The organism is Marinobacter nauticus, from assembly GCF_003634635.1.
GTDB classification, from domain to species: domain Bacteria; phylum Pseudomonadota; class Gammaproteobacteria; order Pseudomonadales; family Oleiphilaceae; genus Marinobacter; species Marinobacter nauticus.
Window position 1 is genome coordinate 708,413 of record NZ_RBJB01000003.1, and the last position, 22,102, is coordinate 730,514.

Consider the following 22,102-nt stretch of genomic DNA (forward strand, 5'->3'; position numbering starts at 1 on the left):
GGTCCTCCTCTCCCGAATCAGGCCTGGTCTTCAAACCAGGGTGCGCGCGCAGTCATAATCAACTGACCAGCACGCTCTTCATCCATACCTTCAATTTCGAGCAGCTCATCAATCGACTGCTCCGCCAGATCTTCCATTGTGCGCACGCCCATGCCGGCAAGCTTGAATGCCAGCGCCCGGTCCATGCCGTCCATGTTCAGAAGATCGTCTTCGGGCTCAGCGCCCTCCAGGGCTTCTTCACTGGCCAGCGCCTGGTTCAGCAATACGTCTTTGGCACGACGGCGCAATTCAGTGACGGTTTCCTCGTCAAAGCCCTCAATCGCCAGCATTTCTTCCATCGGTACGTAGGCCACCTCTTCAATGGAGGTAAAGCCTTCCTCGATAAGAACACCGGCAAATTCTTCATCAACATCCAGATGAGCGGTAAAGTGTTCAAGCAGGCGGTTGTATTCCTGCTCCTGGCGCTCACCGGCTTCTTCTTCCGTCATCACGTTCAGGGTCCAACCGGTCAGCTCGGTCGCCAGACGAACGTTCTGGCCGTTCCGGCCAATGGCCTGCGCCAGGTTATCTTCGGCAACGGCTACATCCATGGTGTGACGGTCTTCATCCATGACAATGGAGGCGACCTCAGCAGGCGCCATCGCGTTGATGACCAACTGAGCCGGGTTATCGTCGTAAAGCACGATATCCACACGCTCACCGCCCAGCTCATTAGACACTGCCTGTACGCGGGAGCCCCGCATACCAACACAAGCGCCAACCGGATCAATACGGCGGTCGTTGGTCTTCACCGCAATCTTGGCCCGGGAGCCCGGATCGCGAGCGGCACCGCGAATCTCGATCAGTTCCTCGGCAATCTCGGGAACCTCGATGCGGAAAAGCTCGATCAGCATTTGCGAATCGGTACGGCTCAGAATCAGCTGTGGTCCGCGATGATCGGTGCGAATCTCCAGCAGCAGAGCACGAACGCGGTCGCCCATCCGGAAGGTTTCACGGGGAATCAGGTGCTCACGGGGAAGCAGAGCTTCTGCGTTGCCACCCAGATCCACAATCACATTGTCCCGGGTCACCTTCTTGACGGTACCGGACACCAGCTCACCGATACGATCGCGGTAGCTGTCGACAATCTTCATGCGCTCGGCTTCGCGCACTTTCTGGAAGATGATCTGCTTGGCCGCCTGGGCACCAATGCGCCCGAACGCCACAGACTCCACCTTCTCTTCGTACATATCACCCGGCTTCAGATTGGTGTCGATCTCTTCCGCTTCCTGCAGGGTCAGCTCAGTGCCCAACGCAGGAACGGCATCATTATCGACCACCAGCCAGCGGCGGAAGGTTTCGTATTCTCCGGTGCGGCGATCAATGGCAACCCGGATATCCGCCTCTTCGTCTTCATAACGTTTCTTGGCAGCGGTAGCGAGTGCGAGTTCAATCGCCTCGAAAATCACATCCTTCTCGACACCTTTCTCGTTCGAGACGGATTCCACTACCAGCAAGATCTCTTTACTCATGGGATTGCCCTGCCCTCAAAATAAACGATACATCTATAGATTTATTCGAATGTGTCACTCGAAAACCGGCACGATGTTGGCTTTTTCGATACTGTCGAAGGGCAACAGGTATTCGTGGTCATCTACTACAACTACCACGTCGTCGCCCTCCACCCCTTTGATCAGGCCCAGGAATTTGCGCCGGCCCTCAAACGCCATACGCAGCTTGATCTGCACTTTATGACCAATAAATGCCTCGTACTGCTCCAGCCGGAACAGCGGCCGGTCCATACCGGGCGAAGACACTTCCAGCGTATATTCGGTCTGGATGGGGTCTTCCACATCCATCACCCCGCTGACCTGACGACTGACTTTCTCGCAGTCGTCGATCGCGATGCCGTTCTCAGCATCATCAATAAACACCCGAAGTTTGGAATGGTGTCCATGGGAGCGGAATTCAATTCCCCAGAACTCATAACCCAGACCCTCGACCACCGGGCGCAGGATGTCTTCCAGTTGTTTCAGTTTGGCTGACAAGTGTCGCCGCCTCCGTTTCCGAATTTTCAGGGTACAAAAACAAAAAAAGGGCTGTTAATCAGCCCTTTTATGCACCAGGGCCCTTTGCGCCAGGCCCCTTAATCAAAAAGCCCCTGAAACATGGGGCCTTTTGTTGCAAGAATTCGCAAAGCGCCAACCCTTTCAAGCGCTCTGCCGACAGACACCTGGCCTGCCTGGAAGCCTCGATGCTCGCAGGCTCCAATATCCGCGGGAGTATAGTGACGCCACGCGGACTGGTCAAGGACTGACCAAAAAAAACGGCCTGGGTTTGCCAAGCCGTCTTCTTTTAATATGGTGCCCGGGGCCGGACTCGAACCGGCACAGCTTTCGCTACCACCCCCTCAAGATGGCGTGTCTACCAGTTTCACCACCCGGGCATCATTCTTTACTCGAGTTCGGGGAGCGCGTCCCCACCCTCGGATTCGCTGTTGGCTGCAGGCTCATCAGCAGAGGGCGCCTGCTCAGCTTGCGCACCTGCCTGAGACGATTCCTGAACAACCGGAATACCTGCCTCGCCAGCCACTTCGGCGCGCTGCTTGGCAAAAATCGCCAGCGAAAAACTTGTCACAAAAAAGATAACCGCCATAAAAGTGGTCATCCGCGTCAGGAAGCTTCCGCTGCCCTGACTACCAAACACGGTCTGGGACGCACCACCACCGAAAGCCGCTCCGGCGTCTGCACCCTTGCCCTGCTGGATCAGAACCAGGCCCACCAGCGACACGGCGATCACGACGTGAACAACAACTACCAGTGTTTCCAACCAATCCATACAGACTCTCGTAAACGTGTCGGCTTAGACACCTGCCGGGAAAGACCGGCAAATGCTGATAAATTCTTCGGCCTTCAACGATGCACCACCGATGAGACCGCCATCAATATCCGGCTCTGCAAACAAAGCGGCCGCATTATCCGCTTTTACACTGCCGCCGTAAAGTACCGAAATCTCATTAGCCGGTGCATTCATACCATCCAGCACCTTGCGGATTTCCGAATGCATGGCCTGGGCATCGTCTGCCGTCGCGGTTTTTCCGGTTCCGATAGCCCAGACCGGCTCATACGCCACAACAACCCTGGACCACTGATCATCAGCCACAACTGACAACCCACTGCGAACCTGCTCGGCAACCACTGCTTCGGCTTGACCGGCTTCCCGCTCCGCGAGCGTTTCACCTACACACAGCACCGCAACCAAGCCACTCAACAGAACCTGCTCAACCTTGGCGGCTGCCACAGAATCCGTCTCACCAAACAACTGCCGGCGCTCGGAATGGCCCACCAGCACATAGCCACAACCCATATCGCGGGCCATTTCGGCGGAGATTTCTCCGGTATATGCGCCAGATTGCCACTGGGACACGTTCTGCGCACCGGTAGTGATCCGCCCACCTCCCTGCTCGGCAACCTGGCCCAGATAGATCGCAGGAGGGATAATAACCACCTCCACATCTTTGCCAACATTACCGGACTGCTCGCAAACTGCGCCAACCAGCTGTTTCACCAGATCTTTCGACCCGTTCATTTTCCAGTTTCCGGCAACAATTCTGCGACGCATCTCTGTCCTCGACAGTCCCGAGCAAAAGGGAGGCGGAACTATACAGCAGTCACCCGCGGTACACAACCACCCTTCGAAATCAGGGTGTTGAACGCTCCACCACGAGGGCAAGCTCTTCCACCACCCGGGTAATATCGTCTGCGCTCTGACCCTCGGCCATCACTCTGATCAGCGGCTCGGTGCCGGATGCCCGCAGCAGAATGCGCCCGGCATCACCCAACGAAGCCTCTGCCCGCGCCATGGCCTCAACAATATCCGCCCTACCCAACGGATCAAACCGTTCGGCAACGCGTACGTTGATCATTTTCTGCGGCAGCTTGCTCATACCGGCCCGCAGTTCTCCCATAGTCTTGCCGGACTTCCGCACTGCCAGCAGTACCTGCAACGCAGAGACAATACCGTCACCCGTGGTGGTGCAATCCCGGATCACCATATGCCCGGAACCCTCGCCTCCAATCAGCCAGTTATTGGCCAACAGGCGCTCCATCACATAACGATCGCCAACCTTGGCCCGCTCGAACTCGACGCCGATTTCGCGCAGAGCCAACTCAACACCCAGGTTGGTCATTAACGTACCAACCACACCACCGTGCAGCCGTCCTTCTGCCTGGCGCTGGGAAGCCAGGATATACAACAGTTCGTCGCCATCCACTTCGGAACCATCACGATCCACCATCAACACCCGATCGCCGTCACCGTCGAAGGCAATACCAAGATCAGCCTTTTTCTCGGCAACCGCCTGTTTCAGCGCGCCCAGATGGGTAGAGCCAACATTCAGGTTGATGTTCAAGCCATCTGGCTCGGCGCCAATCACCGTCACTTTCGCCCCCAGCTCACGGAACACTTTGGGCGCCACGTGGTAGGTAGCACCGTGAGCACAGTCAAGCACCAGGTGCATGCCGTCGAGAGTAAACTCGTTTGGCACAGTACTTTTGCAGAACTCCACATAGCGACCGGGCGCATCGTCTACCCGGCTCGCCTTGCCCAGCTCTTCCGGCTCACACACTTCGATAGGCTGGTCCAGCCAGCGCTCAATCTCGGCTTCCAGGGCGTCGTCCAGTTTGGTACCGGCAGAAGAAAAGAATTTGATGCCATTATCATGATGAGGGTTGTGGGAGGCACTGATGACAATTCCGGCAGATGCCCGGAAAGTTCGCGTGAGGTAGGCAATCGCCGGTGTCGGCATCGGCCCCAGCAACTTCACATCAACACCCGCCGCGGCCAGGCCAGCCTCCAGCGCCGATTCGAACATATAGCCGGACAACCGGGTATCCTTGCCGATCAGTACGCTGTTGCGCTGGCCCGCACGCTTGAATGCCTGCCCCGCAGCCCACCCCAGATGCAGCATGAACTCCGGCGTAATCGGACTGTCTCCGACCCGGCCACGAATGCCATCGGTACCAAAGTATTTGCGCTGGGTCATCAGATTGCCTCCTTCACTGCCGTTACGATCCTGACGGCGTCCACAGTTTCCCTAACGTCGTGCACCCTGAGGATGCTCGCCCCTTTCATGGCCGATATTGTCGCGGCAGCGAGGCTGGCCGGCAACCTTTCATTCACATCGCGACCCGTGACCGCTCCCAGCATGGACTTTCGCGAGACCCCGACAAGTAACGGGTGTCCGAGAATATGCAACTGCTCAAGGGTAGCGAGCAGCTGATAGTTGTGCTCCACGCTCTTGCCGAAGCCAAAGCCGGGATCAAGAATAATGTTATCGGCACGAACACCGGCCTGCTCCGCCACCCGCATACGCTCCGTCAGAAAAGAGCTGACGTCCCGCCGCACATTCCGGTAGCGGGGATCGTCCTGCATGGTATCCGGCTCACCCTGAATATGCATGATGCACACCGGAATACCTGCTTTTGCAGCCACTTCCGGCGCACCCTCGCGCTGCAGGGCACGAACATCGTTGATCAGTCCCGCACCAAGCCGGGCAGTTTCAGCCATCACCACAGGATTGCTGGTATCCACCGAAATCACGGTATCCAGCTCTTTGGCAATGGCTTCGACCACCGGGCATACGCGGTCAAGCTCTTCCTGGGTCGAGACTTCGCTTGCGCCGGGGCGAGTCGACTCACCTCCAACATCAATAAAAGAAGCGCCGTCACTGACCATCTGCCTGGCCCGCACAAGCGCAGACTCCCTGGAATTAAAGCGTCCGCCATCGGAAAACGAATCGGGGGTGACATTCAGAATACCCATCACGTGGCAACGAGACAGATCCAGTTCGCGACCGGCAAAGTTCATTTTCATAACGCAGCTTCCACAGGCAGAGTTTTCGGAGAGACAAAAACAAACGCCGCCCGGGGGCCCGGGCGGCGCATTCAGTTACTCAGGCTTTGACGGCGAGTCAGTGCTCGCCGGCAGGACGCCCTACGCCGGGCTGCCGGCCATCGTCGGAGCTTCTGGGCTCCGGCGCCTGCTCAGGCTCTTCAGCCTTCACGCCTCCGGCGGGACCACTGTCACCCCAGTTTTTGGGCGGACGAGGCTCCTTGCCAGCCATGATGTCATCAATCTGATAACGATCAATGGTTTCGTACTTCATCAGTGCTTCGGCCATCATGTCCAGCTTGTCCCGGTTATCAATCAGGATCTGCTTGGCCTTCTCGTAGCACTCATCAATGATATTGCGAACTTCCTCATCAATCCGCTGGGCAGTCTCTGGCGAGTACACCGTGTGCGCCTGCCCCGCAGAACGACCAAGGAAGGGTTCCTCACTGTCTGTGTCATACTGGAGAGGACCAAGTTTCTCGGACAGCCCCCAGCGGGTCACCATATTCCGGGCCAGGCTTGTCGCCCGCTCGATGTCGTTGGACGCACCAGTGGTGACACCATCAAAGCCCAGGGTCAGCTCTTCGGCGATACGGCCACCAAACAGACTACAGATCGAGCTGGTCAGATAGCGCTTGGAGTGGCTGTACTTGTCCTCTTCCGGGAGGAACATGGTCACGCCCAGGGCGCGGCCACGAGGAATAATACTCACTTTATAGACCGGGTCATGCTCAGGCATCAGACGGCCCACAATCGCGTGCCCCGACTCGTGGTAAGCCGTATTCCGCTTTTCCTTTTCGCTCATCACCATGGACTTGCGCTCGGCGCCCATCATGATCTTGTCCTTGGCCAGCTCCAACTCTTCCATGGAGACCAATCGCTGATTACGACGGGCCGCAAACAGCGCAGCTTCGTTGACCAGGTTCGCAAGATCGGCACCGGAGAAGCCCGGCGTGCCCCGCGCAATCACCGCAGGATCAATACCGTCGGCCAGCGGCACTTTTTTCATGTGCACTTTCAGAATCTGCTCGCGGCCAATGATGTCTGGCAGGCTCACCACCACCTGGCGATCAAACCGGCCAGGGCGCAACAGCGCCGGATCCAGCACGTCCGGACGGTTGGTGGCGGCAATAACGATAACGCCTTCATTGCCTTCGAAGCCGTCCATTTCCACCAGCAACTGGTTGAGGGTCTGCTCACGTTCGTCGTGACCACCGCCCATGCCAGCACCACGGTGACGGCCAACCGCATCGATCTCATCGATGAAAATAATGCAGGGGCTCTGTTTCTTCGCCTGCTCGAACATGTCGCGAACACGGGAGGCACCCACGCCCACAAACATTTCTACAAAGTCGGAGCCGGAGATAGAGAAGAACGGCACCTTGGCCTCGCCCGCGATGGCCTTGGCAAGCAGGGTTTTACCGGTACCGGGAGGGCCCACCATCAATACGCCCTTCGGGATGCGACCACCAAGACGCTGGAACTTGCTGGGATCCCGGAGGAAATCCACCAGCTCCTTCACGTCTTCCTTGGCTTCGTCGACACCCGCGACATCGGAAAACGTGGTTTTGATCTGGTCTTCACTCATCAGGCGCGCTTTGCTCTTGCCGAACGACATCGGGCCTTTGCCGCCACCGCCGCCCTGCATCTGGCGCATGAAGAACACGAACAATGCGATGATGATCAGAATCGGGAACGCGGCTACGAGCAGCTGCGTCCACAGGCTCTGGCGCTCGGGCTCCTTGCCGATCACTTCGACGTTGTTGGCGAGCAGGTCATCCATCAGCTTGTTGTCAGACACCTGCGGCCGGATGCTCTGGAACTGAGAGCCGTCGTTGCGGACACCCTGCACCTGCAGACCATCAATGGTCACCTGCCGTACCTGGCCCTGCTGGACCATCTCGACAAACTGGGAATAGTTAACTTGTTGGCCAGTGGTGGTGGGAGAGAAATTCTGAAACACCATCAGCAGCACAGCGGCTATGATTAGCCAGAGAACCAGATTTTTTGCCATATCGTTCAAGGATCATCACCTGTGAATTGCAGGATCAGCGCCTGAAGGCCGCCAACCCTTTTCCGACACCTTACACCAATTGTACGCCGGTAAACCAGAAACGGCCCATCCGGAACCGATCGCGATACTACCTATATGGGACGCCATGACCGGAATTACAACACCCTCTGTACGTGAATACGGCCATTTGTCATGAGTCGCTATCTGTTACAATCGCTGAATTATACGTGGTTGCCAGCGGATTCACCGCTGACCTTTTGTTAATTGCACCTATTAAGAGATTACATCATGAGTCTGTCACCGGAACAGCGCCGGGAATACCGGGCTATTGCCCACAACCTGAAGCCCGTCATCATCGTTGGCGACAAAGGCCTGTCGGAAGGGCTGCAGGACGAACTGGACCGCGCCCTGAACGACCATGAGCTGATCAAGATCAAAGTCGCCAGCCAGGATCGCGAAGTCCGCCAGGAAGTCATTCAGGCTCTGTGCGAAAGCTCCGGCGCCGAACTGGTCCAGACGATCGGTAAAATCGCCGTCATTCTGCGTCGGGCGAAGAAACCGAACCCCAAGCTGTCGAACCTGCTGCGCAACAAATAAGCGTAAGCTGAGACGCGAAAAAGCCGGCCTGGTTCCCCAGAGCCGGCTTTTTCTTTACACCCGATCAGCACAACCGAGTCAGATATATTCCACTTCGGAAATCTCGTACTCCACGGTACCGGAGGGGATACGGATAGCCACCACATCCCCTTCGTTCTTGCCAATCAGCGCGCGGGCGATCGGCGAGGACACCGACAGCTTGCCTGCCTTGATGTCGGCCTCATCTTCTCCCACGATCTGATAAGTAACCTCTTCGTCGGTTTCCATGTTGACCAGATGCACAGTGGTGCCGAAGATCACCTTGCCGGTGTTCTCCATGGTGGTCACATCAATCACCTGGGCCACGGACAGCTTGCCTTCGATTTCCTGAATGCGACCTTCGATAAAGCTCTGCTGCTCCCGGGCCGCATGATACTCAGCATTTTCCTTCAGATCGCCGTGCTCACGGGCATCGGCAATGGCCGCGATCACCCGCGGCCGATCTTCGGACTTCAGCTTTTTCAGCTCCTCACGCAGACGGTCTTCGCCCGTCTTGGTCATCGGTACTCTGTCAGCCATAGCCTTACTTTCCTGCGTGTAGTTCCTGGAGGCGACGAACGGTTCGCTCCGGGCCAAACTTGATGGCCCGGCAGAAGGCTTCGCCACCTGCCAGTGTGGTTGTGTAGGTTACTTTGGTCTGCAAGGCAGACTGGCGAATCTGCGCCGAGTCAGAAATAGCCTTGCGACCTTCCGTAGTATTGATAATCAGCTGAACCTGACCATTCTTGATGGCATCCACAATGTGCGGGCGACCCTCGCGAACCTTGTTCACCCGCTCAACGGCGATACCTTCGGCTTCCAGCGCCTTGGCGGTGCCAGTGGTGGCAATAATCCTGAAGCCAGCATCCACCAGGTCGCGGGCAACACTGGCCGCACCCGGCTTGTCCACATCGCGCACCGACATGAAGGCCACGCCCTGGGCCGGCAACCGTTCACCCACGGCCAGAGCGGCCTTGGCAAAGGCTTCATCAAAGCTGTCGCCCAGCCCCATCACCTCACCGGTGGATTTCATTTCCGGCCCGAGGATCGGATCCACGGCCGGGAACTTGTTGAACGGGAACACCGACTCTTTCACCGCGTAGTAGGTCGGCACGATTTCCTGAGTGAAGTTCAGTTCTTTCAGGCTCTTGCCGGACATAACCCGGGCCGCGACCGCGGCCAGAGACACGCCAATGGCCTTGGACACGAACGGTACGGTTCGGGAAGCCCGCGGGTTCACTTCGATCACGTAGATCTCACCATCCTGGTAGGCCAGCTGCACGTTCATCAGGCCGATAACATCCAGCTCGATGGCCATTTTCTTCACGGCCTCGCGCATGTCGTCCTGTACCTGCTTGCTCAGGCTGTACGGCGGCAGGGAGCAGGCGGAATCACCAGAGTGAACACCGGCCTGCTCGATGTGCTGCATGATACCGCCGATCACAACATCAGTGCCGTCACTGATCGCATCAATATCGACCTCGATGGCAGCATTCAGGAAGTGATCAAGCAGAACCGGGCTGTCATTGGAGACCAGCACCGCGTTACGCATGTAGCGCACCAGTTCGGTTTCGTCATAGACGATCTCCATGGCCCGGCCACCCAGCACGTACGACGGGCGCACCACCAGCGGGTAGCCAATCTCGCGGGCCGCCACGATGCCTTCCTCGTGGCTGCGCACAGTGGCGTTTTCCGGCTGCTTCAGACCCAGGCGCTGGATCATCTGCTGGAAGCGCTCGCGGTCTTCGGCGCGGTCAATGGCGTCCGGGCTGGTGCCGATAATGGGCACACCGGCGGCTTCCAGGCCACGCGCCAGCTTCAGCGGAGTCTGACCGCCGTACTGGACGATTACACCCTTGGGCTTCTCGACGTTGATGATTTCCAGCACGTCTTCCAGGGTGATCGGCTCAAAATACAACCGGTCGGAGGTGTCGTAATCGGTCGACACGGTCTCCGGGTTGCAGTTGATCATGATGGTCTCGTAGCCATCCTCACGCATGGCCAGGGCCGCGTGCACACAGCAGTAGTCGAATTCGATGCCCTGACCAATGCGGTTGGGGCCACCACCGATGACCACAATCTTCTCACGATCGCTCGGCTCGGCCTCACACTCTTCCTCATAGGTGGAATACATGTAGGCGGTATCAGAAGCGAATTCCGCCGCACAGGTATCCACGCGCTTGTACACCGGGCGGATGCCCAGGTCGTGGCGCAGCTTGCGCAGGCTGACTTCGGAAATGCCCAGCAGCTTGGCCAGGCGGGCGTCGGAAAAGCCCTTGCGCTTGAGCCGGAACAGGGTAGCCTTGTCGATATCGGCCTTACCGGCCGACTTGAGAGCCAGCTCTTCGCGCACGATGTCCTCGATCTGCACCAGGTACCAGGGGTCTACCTTGGTGTGGCGGAACACTTCGTCCACGGTCATGCCGGCGCGGAAGGCATCGCCGATGTACCAGATTCGCTCGGCACCGGGCACGTTCAGCTCCCGGGTCAGGGTTTCGCGGCTGTTCTCGGAGTCCAACTCTTCCAGCTTTTCGTCAAAACCTTCGGAACCCACTTCCAGGCCACGCAATGCCTTTTGCACCGACTCCTGGAAGGTCCGGCCAATGGCCATAACCTCACCGACAGACTTCATCTGAGTGGTCAGGCGGGCGTCGGCCTGGGGGAATTTCTCGAAGGTAAACCGGGGAATCTTGGTAACCACGTAATCAATGGACGGCTCGAACGAGGCCGGGGTGACGCCGCCGGTGATCTCGTTCTGCAGCTCATCAAGGGTGTACCCCACGGCCAGCTTGGCTGCGACCTTGGCGATCGGGAAACCGGTGGCCTTGGACGCCAGCGCCGAGGAACGCGACACCCGGGGGTTCATTTCGATCACCACCATACGGCCGGTATCCGGATTGATACCGAACTGCACGTTGGAACCGCCGGTTTCCACACCAATCTCACGCAGCACCGCCAGCGAGGCGTTCCGCATGATCTGATATTCCTTGTCGGTGAGGGTCTGGGCGGGGGCCACCGTAATGGAATCACCGGTGTGCACGCCCATGGCGTCGAAGTTCTCGATGGCGCAGACGATGATGCAGTTGTCGTTCTTGTCCCGAACAACCTCCATCTCGTACTCTTTCCAGCCAATCAGGGATTCGTCGATCAGCAGCTCGTTGGTCGGGGACAGATCGAGACCGCGAGTACAGATCTCCTCGAACTCGTCCTTGTTGTAGGCAATACCACCGCCAGAACCACCCATGGTGAACGATGGACGGATAATGCACGGGAAACCGATGTCTTCGGAGATCTTCCAGGCTTCGTCCATGGAATGGGCGATGGCCGCGCGCGGGCACTCCAGACCGATTTTCTTCATGGCCTTGTCGAAGCGGTCGCGGTCTTCGGCCTTGTCGATGGTGTCAGCGTTGGCGCCGATCATTTCAACGCCATGCTTCTCCAACACGCCGTGCTTTTCCAGGTCCAGCGCACAGTTCAGTGCAGTCTGACCACCCATGGTGGGCAGCAGGGCGTCCGGCTGTTCCTTTTCGATGATCTTTTCGACCGTCTTCCAGGTGATCGGCTCGATGTAGGTGGCATCGGCCATGGCCGGGTCGGTCATGATGGTGGCCGGGTTGGAGTTCACCAGGATCACCCGGTAGCCCTCTTCGCGCAGCGCCTTACAGGCCTGGGCTCCGGAGTAGTCGAATTCGCACGCCTGCCCGATCACGATGGGGCCGGCGCCCAGGATCAGGATGCTTTTAATGTCGGTACGTTTTGGCATGTCTTGGTAAACCTGTCAGCAACTTTTGAATTCTTGCAGCGCGGTATTCAGCGCCGGTGAGCTATCGTTGATGGCCTTGCCCTCAGGCAGATCGCGCTTCCATCAGCTGGATAAACTCGTCAAACAGCGGAGCCACATCATGGGGCCCCGGGCTGGCTTCCGGGTGACCCTGGAAGCTGTAGGCCGGCTTATCGGTGCGGCGAATGCCCTGCAGAGTGCCGTCAAACAGCGATTTGTGGGTCGCTTCCACATTGGCGGGCAGGGTTGTTTCATCCACAGCAAAGCCGTGGTTCTGACTGGTAATCATCACAGTACCTTTGGCAATGTCCTGCACCGGATGGTTGGCACCGTGGTGGCCGTGGCCCATTTTCATGGTTTTTGCACCACTGGCCAGGGCCAGCAGCTGGTGGCCCAGGCAGATGCCGAATACCGGAATCTCGGTTTCCAGCACTTCCTGAATGGCCTTGATAGCATAGTCGCAGGGCTCGGGGTCGCCCGGGCCGTTGGACAGGAAGATGCCATCGGGGTTCATCGCCAGTACATCAGAGGCCGGGGTTTGCGCGGGCACGACGGTGATCTCGCAACCGCGGGCCGCGAGCATCCGCAGAATGTTGTATTTTACGCCGTAATCCCAGGCCACCACCTTGAACCTGTCTTCGGAGCGGTCACTGTAGCCGTTTACCAGATCCCACTCGGCCTGGTTCCACTGGTAGGCTTCGCTGCAGGTGACTTCTTTGGCCAGGTCCATGCCCTTGAGGCCGGGAAAGGCGTTAGCCAGTTCCAGTGCGCGTTCGGCAGTGGCGTTTTCACCAGCGACGATGGCGCCATTCTGGGAGCCCTTGTCCCGGAGGATGCGGGTCAGTCGGCGGGTGTCGATGTCCGCAATGCCAACAATGTTGTTGCTTCGCAGGTAGTCATCAAGGCTACCCTTGTTTCGCCAGCTGCTGGCGAGCAGGGGCAGATCCCGGATGATCAGGCCAGCGGCCTGGATGCGGTCGGATTCTACGTCTTCTTCGTTAACACCGGTGTTGCCAATGTGCGGATACGTCAGGGTAACGATCTGGCGGGAGTAGGACGGATCGGTCAGGATTTCCTGGTAGCCGGTCATGGCAGTGTTGAACACTACCTCGCCGCTGGTTTCTCCGTCTGCGCCGATGGCGGTGCCGTAGAAGAGGCTTCCGTCTGCGAGTGCAAGGATTGCTGGTGTGCTCAAGGCTTGTATCCTCATCGAGTGGCGTAAGTTCGTCACGAACAGGAACGCAAGCGCATAATCTCAGGTTGCAAAAAAGCGAGACAAGGTAAAAACCCGGTCCCGCTTTTATAAACTTTTCAAAGGTACGCTTGGTGCAGTCAAATCGCCTTATTGTAAGCGATTTTGGCGTTTTTTGTCCACGCCGAATTGCTCTCGGCCTGACGCAAACTCCGGCCACGGAAGCAGGGCACCTTCCCGAAAACCGCTACAAGCACTTCCATGTGCGCTTCTCTCCGGCCATCCATGGCCTCCGAAATTTTCGAGAAGGTGCCCTGCTCCCGCAGCCTCTGAGTATGCAGCTCAACCTTTCAGGTTCAGAACGTCCTGCATGTCGTAAAGACCAGCCGCCTTACCCTCAAGCCACAACGCGGCCCGCATGGCACCTTTTGCGAAAGTCATCCGACTGCTCGCCTTGTGGGTAATTTCGATGCGCTCACCCTCCGTTGCAAACAGTACCGTGTGATCACCCACCACATCGCCGGCGCGGATGGTCTCGAAGCCGATTTCCTTGCGGGTGCGTTCGCCGGTGAAGCCTTCGCGGCCATAGACCGCACATTCTTTCAGGTCGCGACCGAGAGCATCAGCCACCACTTCACCCATACGCAGGGCTGTGCCCGAGGGGGCGTCTTTTTTGTGGCGGTGGTGTGCTTCGATGATTTCCACGTCGTAGTCATCACCCAAGGTTGCGGCGGCGGTGCGCAGCAGGTTGAGTACGACATTGACGCCCACGCTCATGTTGGGCGCAAAAACGACCGGAGTGTTTTCGGCGGCCAGCGCCAGCTGCTCTTTTTCGGCGTCGGTCATGCCGGTGGTACCGATCACGAGCATTTTGCCGTTAGCGCTGCAAAACTTCGCGTTTTCCAGGGTCAGGTCCGGGAAGGTGAAGTCCACCAGTACGTCGAAGTCGTCTTTGACGTCGTCCAGGCTGGCGGCCATTTTTACGCCGGTTTTGCCGATGCCGGTCATTTCACCGGCGTCGGCGCCAATCAGACTGCTGCCCGGCTCGACGATGGCAGCGCCGAGTTCAAGGCCTTCGGTACCGTCGACCGCTTCGATCAGCACTTTACCCATGCGCCCGGCGGCGCCGATGATCGCTACCCTCATCTGCTCTACCCTCAGAATTTCATTTCGTCGAAGAAGTTTTTCACACCCTCAAACCATGAGGTTTTCTTGGGGGCATGATGAGTTCCGTTGTTACCATCCAGGGTTTGCTGGAATTCTTCCAGCAGCTCCTTCTGGCGTTTGGTGAGGTTCACCGGCGTTTCCACAATCACCCGGCACAACAAATCACCGGCCGGGCCACCGCGGACCGGGCTGACGCCTTTGTTGCGCAGACGGAACAGTTTGCCGGTCTGGGTCTCAGGCGGAATCTTGAGCTTTACGCGGCCATCCAGCGTTGGTACTTCCAGCTCGCCACCGAGGGTGGCGTCGACGATGCTGATGGGCACCTCGCAGTAAAGATTGCGACCGTCACGGGTGAAAATGGAATGCTCACGAACGGCGACCTGTACGTAAAGGTCTCCAGGAGGCCCTCCGTCTACACCCATCTCACCTTCGCCGGACAAGCGAATACGGTCGCCAGTATCAACACCTGGCGGCACCTTGACGGAGAGGGTTTTCTCCTGGCGCACCCGACCCTGGCCATGGCAACTCTTACACGGGTTCTTGATGATCTGACCGGAGCCACGACAGGTAGGACAGGCTTGCTGTACGGTGAAGAAGCCTTGCTGCATCCGGACCTGGCCCATGCCCTGGCAGGTGCCACAGGTTTCCGGGCGAGAGCCTTTTTCAGCGCCACTGCCATCACAGGCTTCACATTCTTTATGGCCAGGGATGTTGATCTTGACGGTTTTGCCTTTAACAGCCTCTTCCAGATCCAGCTCCAGGGTGTAGCGAAGATCTGCACCGCGGGTGGTTCGGCCACGGCCACCACCACCGAAGATATCACCGAACACATCACCAAAGATGTCGGAGAAGCTGGCGCCACCGCCGCCAAAGCCGCCGCCAGCCTGACCGTCTACGCCGGCATGACCAAACTGGTCGTAGGCGGCGCGCTTACTGGAGTCCGCCAGGATTTCGTAGGCTTCGCTGGCCTCTTTGAATTTGTTCTCGGCATCCTTGTCATCCGGGTTACGGTCCGGGTGGTACTTCATCGCGAGCTTTCGATACGCCCGCTTAATTTCCTTTTCGTCCGCATCCCGGGAGATCCCGAGTACTTCGTAATAATCGCGCTTGGCCATGCTTCAAAACCCTGTTTTTATAACGAGGAAAACGCGAGCCCGGCCCGCGTTTCCCCAACTACTTGATGTACCTCGGAATTACTTCTTGTCGTCGTCTTTGACTTCCTCGAACTCGGCATCGACGGCGTCGTCAGCACTCTTGGCCTGACCTTCTTCCTGGCCACCGGCCTGCTGAGCCTGGTCGGCCTGATCCGCGTACATCTTCTGAGCCAGCTCAGAGGACACTTCGGTCAGCTTCTGAGTCTTGGCTTCGATCGCTTCCTTGTCAGAACCCTCGAGGGCCTCTTCCAGATCCTTGATGGCGGCCTCGATGGACTCCTTCTCGCTGTCGGAGACCTTGTCGCCGGCTTCACTCAAGGTCTTGCGCACGGCGTGTACCATGGCATCACCCTGGTTACGGGCCTGGACAAGCTCCTCGAACTTGCGGTCTTCCTCGGCATTGGCCTCGGCATCGCGAACCATCTTCTCGATCTCGTCATCGTTCAGACCAGAAGATGCCTTGATCACGATGGACTGTTCCTTGCCGGTAGCCTTGTCTTTGGCAGACACGTTCAGGATACCGTTGGCATCAATATCGAAGGTGACTTCGATCTGCGGCACACCGCGCGGTGCCGGCGGAATGTCGGCCAGATCGAAACGGCCCAGAGACTTGTTCTGTGCCGCCTGCTTGCGCTCACCCTGAACGACGTGAATGGTCACTGCAGTCTGGTTGTCATCCGCCGTAGAGAAGGTCTGCGATTTCTTGGTCGGAATCGTGGTGTTCTTCTCGATCAGCGGAGTGGCCACGCCACCCATGGTTTCGATTCCCAGGGTCAGCGGGGTTACGTCCAGCAGCAGTACGTCTTTCACGTCGCCAGACAGTACCGCGCCCTGAATCGCCGCACCCATGGCTACGGCCTCGTCCGGGTTTACGTCTTTACGCGGCTCTTTGCCGAAGAACTCTTTTACTTTCTCCTGCACCAGCGGCATACGGGTCTGACCACCGACCAGAATAACCTCGTCGATTTCACCAGCCTTCATGCCCGCATCCTGAAGAGCCACCTTACAGGGCTCCAGACTGCGCTGAACCAGGTCTTCCACCAGCGATTCCAGCTTGGCACGGGTCAGCTTCACGTTCATGTGCTTGGGACCAGACGCATCTGCAGTGATGTACGGCAGGTTTACGTCGGTCTGCTGGCTGCTGGACAGCTCGATCTTGGCCTTCTCGGCCGCTTCTTTCAGACGCTGCATGGCCAGAGAGTCGCCGCGAAGATCGATGCCGCTGTCTTTCTTGAACTGGTCGGCCAGGTATTCAATCACTTTCAGGTCGAAATCTTCACCGCCCAGGAAGGTGTCACCGTTGGTGGCCAGCACTTCGAACTGGTGCTCGCCGTCTACGTCCGCAATTTCGATGATGGACAGATCGAAAGTACCACCACCCAGGTCGTACACAGCAACAGTACGATCACCGCTCTTCTTGTCCAGGCCATAAGCAAGGGCCGCAGCAGTTGGCTCGTTGATGATCCGCTTCACTTCCAGACCAGCAATCTTGCCAGCATCTTTGGTCGCCTGGCGCTGGCTGTCATTGAAGTACGCAGGCACGGTGATAACCGCTTCGGTTACCTTTTCGCCCAGGTAGTCTTCTGCAGTCTTCTTCATTTTCTTCAGAACTTCTGCAGACACCTGCGGCGGCGCCATTTTCTGCCCCTTCACCTCAACCCAGGCGTCACCGTTGTCTGCCTTGGCGATTTTATAGGGCACCATCTTGATGTCTTTCTGAACCACGTCATCTTCAAAACGACGACCAATCAGTCGCTTGATGGCGTACAGAGTGTTGTGCGGGTTGGTCACCGCCTGACGCTTGGCTGACTGGCCAACCAGAGTCTCGTTGTCATCGGTGTAGGCGATGATGGACGGGGTTGTGCGATCACCCTCTGCGTTTTCAATTACCTTTACCTTGTCGCCATCCATGATGGCCACACAGGAGTTTGTGGTTCCCAGGTCGATACCAATAATCTTGCTCATCGAATCACTCCAAATCTTTCTGAATGCTGTTCCGGAGAATGCCTACCCCGGCCTTTGCTGTTTAATCGCTATATTGGCGCTCTGCTCGACTTTTCAAGCCTGCTCGTCGATTTTTGGCGCATCTTCTGCCTTGGCCACTACGACCATCGCCGGACGAACTACCCGGCCATTAAGCAGATAACCTTTCTGCACAACCGCAACCACGCTGTTAGGCTCGGCATCCGGCGCCGGCACCATGGACATGGCTTCGTGCTGCTGCGGATCGAACGGCTCACCCACCGGGTTGAGCTGTTCAACGTTGAATTTCTTCAGGCTGTTCATGAACAGCGTCAGGGTCATGTCCACACCTTCGCGAATGGACGCAACCAGCTCGCCTGCGTTTTCGTGACCCTCGGTGCTTTCGACCGCCTTCTCCAGACTGTCAGCCACCGGCAACAGCTCTTTCACAAACTTCTCGAGCGCAAACTTGTGAGCTTTTTCCACATCAATCTCGGCCCGGCGACGGACATTCTGCATCTCCGCCTGTGCCCGCAAGGCCTGCTCCTGGTACTCCTGCAGTTTCTGCTGCAGCACATCCAGCTCGGAGCCCTGCTCCGGTGACTGCTCGGCATCCTGGTTACCTGCAGCCTGCTCTTCCGCCGCAGCTTCTGCTGCCTCGTTGCGTTCTTCTACCTGTTCGTTGCGCTTTTCGTCAGCACTCATGACAACTCCTGATAACGTTTTCACGGCCACGGAGGCCTGCAGAAATAACCACTCCCGCTTGTGCAGAAAGCAGGAAAGAATCGCTTTGCGAACCGATATGGGGCCCGCTTCCCGGGTTTCAACCGTCACCCACGCAATCTTTGATGTTTTCATCATTTCCTGTTTGCAAACCGGAAAAACCCTGTATATATTCACAGCAACTGTATGAACGAACAGTGGTCAGAGTTATTACTTGCTCAAGAACGAGCGGAGGTTGCGGCATGCTCACACAACTCACGGTATCGAACTACGCCATTGCAGAAAGGGTTGAACTCCAGTTCAACCGCGGTATGACAGCCCTGACTGGGGAAACCGGCGCCGGCAAGTCGATTGTGCTTGATGCCCTTGGCCTGGCCATGGGAGGCCGGGCCGATGCCGGCGCTGTTCGCCATGGCGCCAAGCGTGCCGACATTACCGCCAGCTTCGATATATCCCGCATCCCCGAAGCCCGGTCCTGGCTGGACAGCCATGAGCTGGACGACAAGGACGATTGCATCCTGCGCCGGACCATCAGCAAGGACGGCCGCTCCAAGGCATTCATTAATGGCCAGCCCTGCCCGCTGTCACAATTGAAAGAACTGGGCGGCCTGCTGATGGATATCCACAGTCAGCACCAGCATCAATCCCTGCTGCGTAAGGAAACCCACCGAAAGCTGCTGGACGAGTTCGCCGGCGCGGAAAGCCTGGCCGACGAAACCCGATCTGCATGGAAAGCCTGGCACCAGACGCGTCAGAAACTACAGCAACGCCAGCACAATGCTGATGAGGCCGAGGCCCGTTTACAGCTGCTGCGCTATCAGGTGGAAGAGCTGGACAGGTTGGCGCTGGGCGAGGACGAACAGACAACCCTGGAAACCGAACAGGCACAGCTCAGCCAGGCCGACGCCGTACTTCACAGCAGCCACCAGGCCGCCCTGCTATGCACTGAAGATGAGGTTTCAGCCGCAGACCTGGTGCGCCAGGCACTGCACCAACTGGAGCAACTGCCGGTTGATGTCCCGGCACTGACCGACACCATCCAGATGCTGAACGAAGCACAGATTCAGATTTCAGAAGCCGGCGACAACCTGCGCCGCTTCGTAGACGACTACGAAGCCGACCCGGTCCGACTGAACGAAGTGGAAGAACGGCTCAGCGCCATTTATCAGATGGCGCGCAAACACCGGATCACCCCGGAGGAGTTACCGGAATTGCATCAACGCCTGAGCCAGGAGCTGGCCGAACTGGATGGCGGCGAAGGCAGCCTGGAACAACTTCAGGCCGAGCTGGAAAACTTGCGGGCACGGTTTGACGCCCTGGCCACCAAGCTGACAGAAACACGCCGGAATGCCGCCATCGAGCTCGACCAGCGAATCGCCCGGGAGTTGGCACAATTGAGCATGCCATCGGTGCAGTTTGTCAGCCACCTGAGCCGGAACAGTGATGACGAACCTGCCCCTCACGGCATGGAAGAGGTGGAATTCCTGGTGAGTGCCAACCCGGGCCAACCCGCCCGATCGTTGGCCAAGGTGGCTTCCGGCGGTGAACTTTCCCGCATAAGCCTGGCCATTCAGGTGGTTGTGGCACAAACCTCCACCACACCAACTTTGGTGTTCGATGAGGTGGATGTCGGCATCGGTGGCGGCACCGCGGAGGTCGTAGGCCGCCTGCTGAGAGCACTCGGCGAGAATGGCCAGGTACTGTGCGTCACGCACCTGCCGCAGGTGGCGGCCCAGTGCCATCAGCATTTGTTCGTCAGCAAATTTACCGAGAAAGACGCGACCTATTCACGCATCGAATCCCTGGATGACCAGGGCCGGATCAGCGAAGTCGCAAGGATGCTTGGCGGAGTGGACATGACAGAACAGACCATAGCCCATGCCCGGGAGATGTTTGTAAAGGGCCAGGCAACCCATCACTAATCCCCCTCTCGTTTCGGAGAGCTTCTGGGCCAGCCTTGTCGCTGGCCCTTTTTTTACTTCTTATCGGACTTCAGTGGCTTCACGTAAAGGATCAGGCTGTGATCGACAATCTCATAGCCGTGCTCTGCCGCAATCTTCTGCTGGCGCTCCTCGATGACCTCATCGACGAACTCAACAACTTCGCCAGTCTGAGTGCAAACCATGTGGTCGTGATGATCATCACCGGCCATCTCGAACACCGCGTGACCGCCTTCGAAATTATGACGCAACACGAGGCCTGCAGCTTCGAACTGGGTCAGCACCCTGTAGACTGTCGCCAGGCCCACGTCATCGCCCTGGTCCAGCAGCTTTTTATAAACGTCTTCAGCACTCAGGTGATGTTCTTCAGCATTCTCAAGGATATTGAAGATCTTGACCCTTGGCAGAGTAACCTTCAGACCGACTTTTCGTAATTCGGCGTTTTCAGATGACATGTTACCATTCGCTCTTTGGTGTGCCTCACGGCTTCCGGTATGATGAAGCCGCAGTACGACGGATGACCCGTTTCACACCTGCTCAACGCAGGCGAATTCAAGATAGAGGATTTCCCCCGGCGATGCAAAAGCTCCCCGCTATCGTTCTTATTAGCATTTTATCCTTGTCCGGCTGTGTTTTTCCGGGCGTTTACAAAATCAATGTCCAGCAGGGCAACATTGTCACCGATGAGGAGCTGACGGAACTGTCCGAGGGCATGCCCAGAAGTCAGGTTCACGCGCTGCTGGGAAGCCCGTTGATGCTGAACCCCGTCGACCCGTCCCGGGAATACTATGTTTACACCTTTCAGCGCCGGGGCAACGAGATCGAAGAACAGCGCATCATCGTTTACTACGAGAATGATCAGCTGAGCCACTACGAAGCCCAGCTCCTGGAAGAAACGCCAGCCTACTAGCAATTACGCTTTCTTTTTAGCCCGGTTCAGGCGAGCCTGCTTGGGATCAATCTTGAGTGGGCGGTATAGTTCCACCCGGTCGCCTTCTCTCAGAGCATGCTCGGCCGGGTTCTTCACCACTTTGCCAAACACCCCCATATCGATAGCGTCCGGATCAATCTCCGGAAAGATCTCGGTAATCCTGGAGAGCTTCACGGCTTCAAGGGCTGTAGTGCCCGGAGGCACCACCACGGGCACAATCTGCTGCTTGTCCGGGCGGGCATAGGCCACTTCCACTTCCATCACACGATCCCTCCGCGATAAACCTCGTCTGCGCGACGACAGAAAGCATCCACCATGGTATTGGCCGCCTGATTAAATACCGGGCCGAAAGTCATTCGTGAAAGCGAGCCTGAAAATTCGAACTCCAGGGTGAGGATTACTTTGCAGGCGTTATCGTCCAGAGCCCGAAAGTGCCAGCGCCCCGTAAGATTTCTGAGCGGGCCGTCCACGAGCTTCATTTCAATGGTCTCTGGCATCAGCAACTGGTTTCGTGTGGTCAGCCGGTGGCGAACGCCCCCTTTGGAAATATCCAGTGAAGCCATGATTTCAGCGTCGTTCTGCTCGTGGACCTCTGCCCCGGCACACCAGGGTAAGAACTCAGGGTAACGGGCAACGTCATTGACCAGGTGGAACATACGCTCCGCCGAGTGCATAACCAATGCGGTCTTGTCGATCTGATGTGCCATGTATAAACCGGATTTCCTGCGTTTCAGACTTCGTTCCAGCCCTGC

At 57.5% G+C, this 22,102-nt stretch carries 20 protein-coding genes and 1 tRNA gene; 3 read left to right on the plus strand and 18 right to left on the minus strand.

The window, feature by feature from the left end; translation table 11 throughout:
• Window positions 1-17: 17 nt before the first annotated feature.
• From nusA to ftsH, 8 genes are all read right to left on the minus strand, one after another.
• Window positions 18-1,511, minus strand: a complete 1,494-nt coding sequence (gene nusA, locus C7436_RS09240; protein WP_011786761.1) for a transcription termination factor NusA — start codon at window positions 1,509-1,511, stop codon at window positions 18-20.
• A gap of 54 nt (window positions 1,512-1,565) precedes the next feature.
• Entirely contained in the window at window positions 1,566-2,027 is a 462-nt protein-coding gene (gene rimP, locus C7436_RS09245) for a ribosome maturation factor RimP (protein WP_011786762.1), read from the minus strand.
• A gap of 313 nt (window positions 2,028-2,340) precedes the next feature.
• Window positions 2,341-2,425 (minus strand) — tRNA-Leu (locus C7436_RS09250).
• An 8-nt stretch (window positions 2,426-2,433) separates the two neighbouring features.
• Complete coding sequence (secG, locus tag C7436_RS09255; RefSeq protein ID WP_014422594.1) at window positions 2,434-2,817, minus strand: preprotein translocase subunit SecG; 384 nt, start codon at window positions 2,815-2,817, stop codon at window positions 2,434-2,436.
• Between the two features lie 24 nt (window positions 2,818-2,841).
• Window positions 2,842-3,600: a triose-phosphate isomerase gene (gene tpiA / locus C7436_RS09260; protein ID WP_081496575.1), complete on the minus strand. Its 759-nt coding sequence runs from the start codon at window positions 3,598-3,600 to the stop codon at window positions 2,842-2,844.
• A 79-nt stretch (window positions 3,601-3,679) separates the two neighbouring features.
• Window positions 3,680-5,023 carry a phosphoglucosamine mutase gene (gene glmM / locus C7436_RS09265; protein WP_014422596.1) on the minus strand — a complete coding sequence of 448 codons (1,344 nt, stop codon included), beginning with the start codon at window positions 5,021-5,023 and terminating at the stop codon, window positions 3,680-3,682.
• Entirely contained in the window at window positions 5,023-5,853 is an 831-nt protein-coding gene (folP, locus tag C7436_RS09270) for a dihydropteroate synthase (RefSeq protein ID WP_121207597.1), read from the minus strand. Before folP ends, glmM begins: the two co-directional genes overlap by 1 nt.
• A 97-nt stretch (window positions 5,854-5,950) precedes the next feature.
• Window positions 5,951-7,894: an ATP-dependent zinc metalloprotease FtsH gene (ftsH, locus tag C7436_RS09275; protein ID WP_022991281.1), complete on the minus strand. Its 1,944-nt coding sequence runs from the start codon at window positions 7,892-7,894 to the stop codon at window positions 5,951-5,953.
• Between the two features lie 279 nt (window positions 7,895-8,173).
• Between ftsH and yhbY the strand changes: the two genes are divergently transcribed.
• The gene (gene yhbY / locus C7436_RS09280) at window positions 8,174-8,482 is read left to right on the plus strand and encodes a ribosome assembly RNA-binding protein YhbY (protein ID WP_121207599.1); all 309 of its coding nucleotides are present in this window, start codon (window positions 8,174-8,176) and stop codon (window positions 8,480-8,482) included.
• 78 nt (window positions 8,483-8,560) lie between these two features.
• On the opposite strand, the gene greA is transcribed toward yhbY, so the two are convergent.
• From greA to grpE, 7 genes are all read right to left on the minus strand, one after another.
• Window positions 8,561-9,040, minus strand: coding sequence for a transcription elongation factor GreA (gene greA, locus C7436_RS09285; RefSeq protein ID WP_022991279.1), 480 nt, complete (start codon window positions 9,038-9,040; stop codon window positions 8,561-8,563).
• A gap of 4 nt (window positions 9,041-9,044) precedes the next feature.
• Window positions 9,045-12,263, minus strand: a complete 3,219-nt coding sequence (gene carB / locus C7436_RS09290) for a carbamoyl-phosphate synthase large subunit (RefSeq protein ID WP_121207600.1) — start codon at window positions 12,261-12,263, stop codon at window positions 9,045-9,047.
• 82 nt (window positions 12,264-12,345) lie between these two features.
• Complete coding sequence (gene carA / locus C7436_RS09295) at window positions 12,346-13,476, minus strand: glutamine-hydrolyzing carbamoyl-phosphate synthase small subunit (protein WP_189383384.1); 1,131 nt, start codon at window positions 13,474-13,476, stop codon at window positions 12,346-12,348.
• A gap of 339 nt (window positions 13,477-13,815) precedes the next feature.
• On the minus strand, window positions 13,816-14,619 hold the full coding sequence (gene dapB, locus C7436_RS09300; protein WP_014422602.1) for a 4-hydroxy-tetrahydrodipicolinate reductase: 804 nt from the start codon (window positions 14,617-14,619) through the stop codon (window positions 13,816-13,818).
• A gap of 11 nt (window positions 14,620-14,630) precedes the next feature.
• Entirely contained in the window at window positions 14,631-15,755 is a 1,125-nt protein-coding gene (gene dnaJ, locus C7436_RS09305; protein ID WP_014422603.1) for a molecular chaperone DnaJ, read from the minus strand.
• 78 nt (window positions 15,756-15,833) lie between these two features.
• Entirely contained in the window at window positions 15,834-17,759 is a 1,926-nt protein-coding gene (gene dnaK / locus C7436_RS09310) for a molecular chaperone DnaK (RefSeq protein WP_023011656.1), read from the minus strand.
• Window positions 17,760-17,852: 93 nt separating this feature from the next.
• Entirely contained in the window at window positions 17,853-18,461 is a 609-nt protein-coding gene (gene grpE, locus C7436_RS09315) for a nucleotide exchange factor GrpE (protein ID WP_121207911.1), read from the minus strand.
• 260 nt (window positions 18,462-18,721) lie between these two features.
• On the opposite strand from grpE, the gene recN reads away from it, so the two are divergent.
• Complete coding sequence (recN, locus tag C7436_RS09320; protein WP_121207603.1) at window positions 18,722-20,401, plus strand: DNA repair protein RecN; 1,680 nt, start codon at window positions 18,722-18,724, stop codon at window positions 20,399-20,401.
• A 53-nt stretch (window positions 20,402-20,454) separates the two neighbouring features.
• Here recN and fur read toward each other — a convergent pair whose 3' ends face one another.
• On the minus strand, window positions 20,455-20,874 hold the full coding sequence (fur, locus tag C7436_RS09325; RefSeq protein WP_014422607.1) for a ferric iron uptake transcriptional regulator: 420 nt from the start codon (window positions 20,872-20,874) through the stop codon (window positions 20,455-20,457).
• 122 nt (window positions 20,875-20,996) lie between these two features.
• On the opposite strand from fur, the gene C7436_RS09330 reads away from it, so the two are divergent.
• Entirely contained in the window at window positions 20,997-21,329 is a 333-nt protein-coding gene (locus C7436_RS09330) for an outer membrane protein assembly factor BamE (protein ID WP_022991272.1), read from the plus strand.
• 3 nt (window positions 21,330-21,332) lie between these two features.
• On the opposite strand, the gene C7436_RS09335 is transcribed toward C7436_RS09330, so the two are convergent.
• Both C7436_RS09335 and C7436_RS09340 read right to left on the minus strand, forming a co-directional pair.
• Window positions 21,333-21,611, minus strand: coding sequence for an RnfH family protein (locus C7436_RS09335; protein WP_014422609.1), 279 nt, complete (start codon window positions 21,609-21,611; stop codon window positions 21,333-21,335).
• A complete protein-coding gene (locus C7436_RS09340) occupies window positions 21,611-22,057 on the minus strand; it encodes a type II toxin-antitoxin system RatA family toxin (RefSeq protein WP_014422610.1) in 447 nt (148 codons plus the stop codon). The genes C7436_RS09335 and C7436_RS09340 overlap by 1 nt, the downstream gene beginning before the upstream one ends.
• Window positions 22,058-22,102 lie beyond the last annotated feature (45 nt).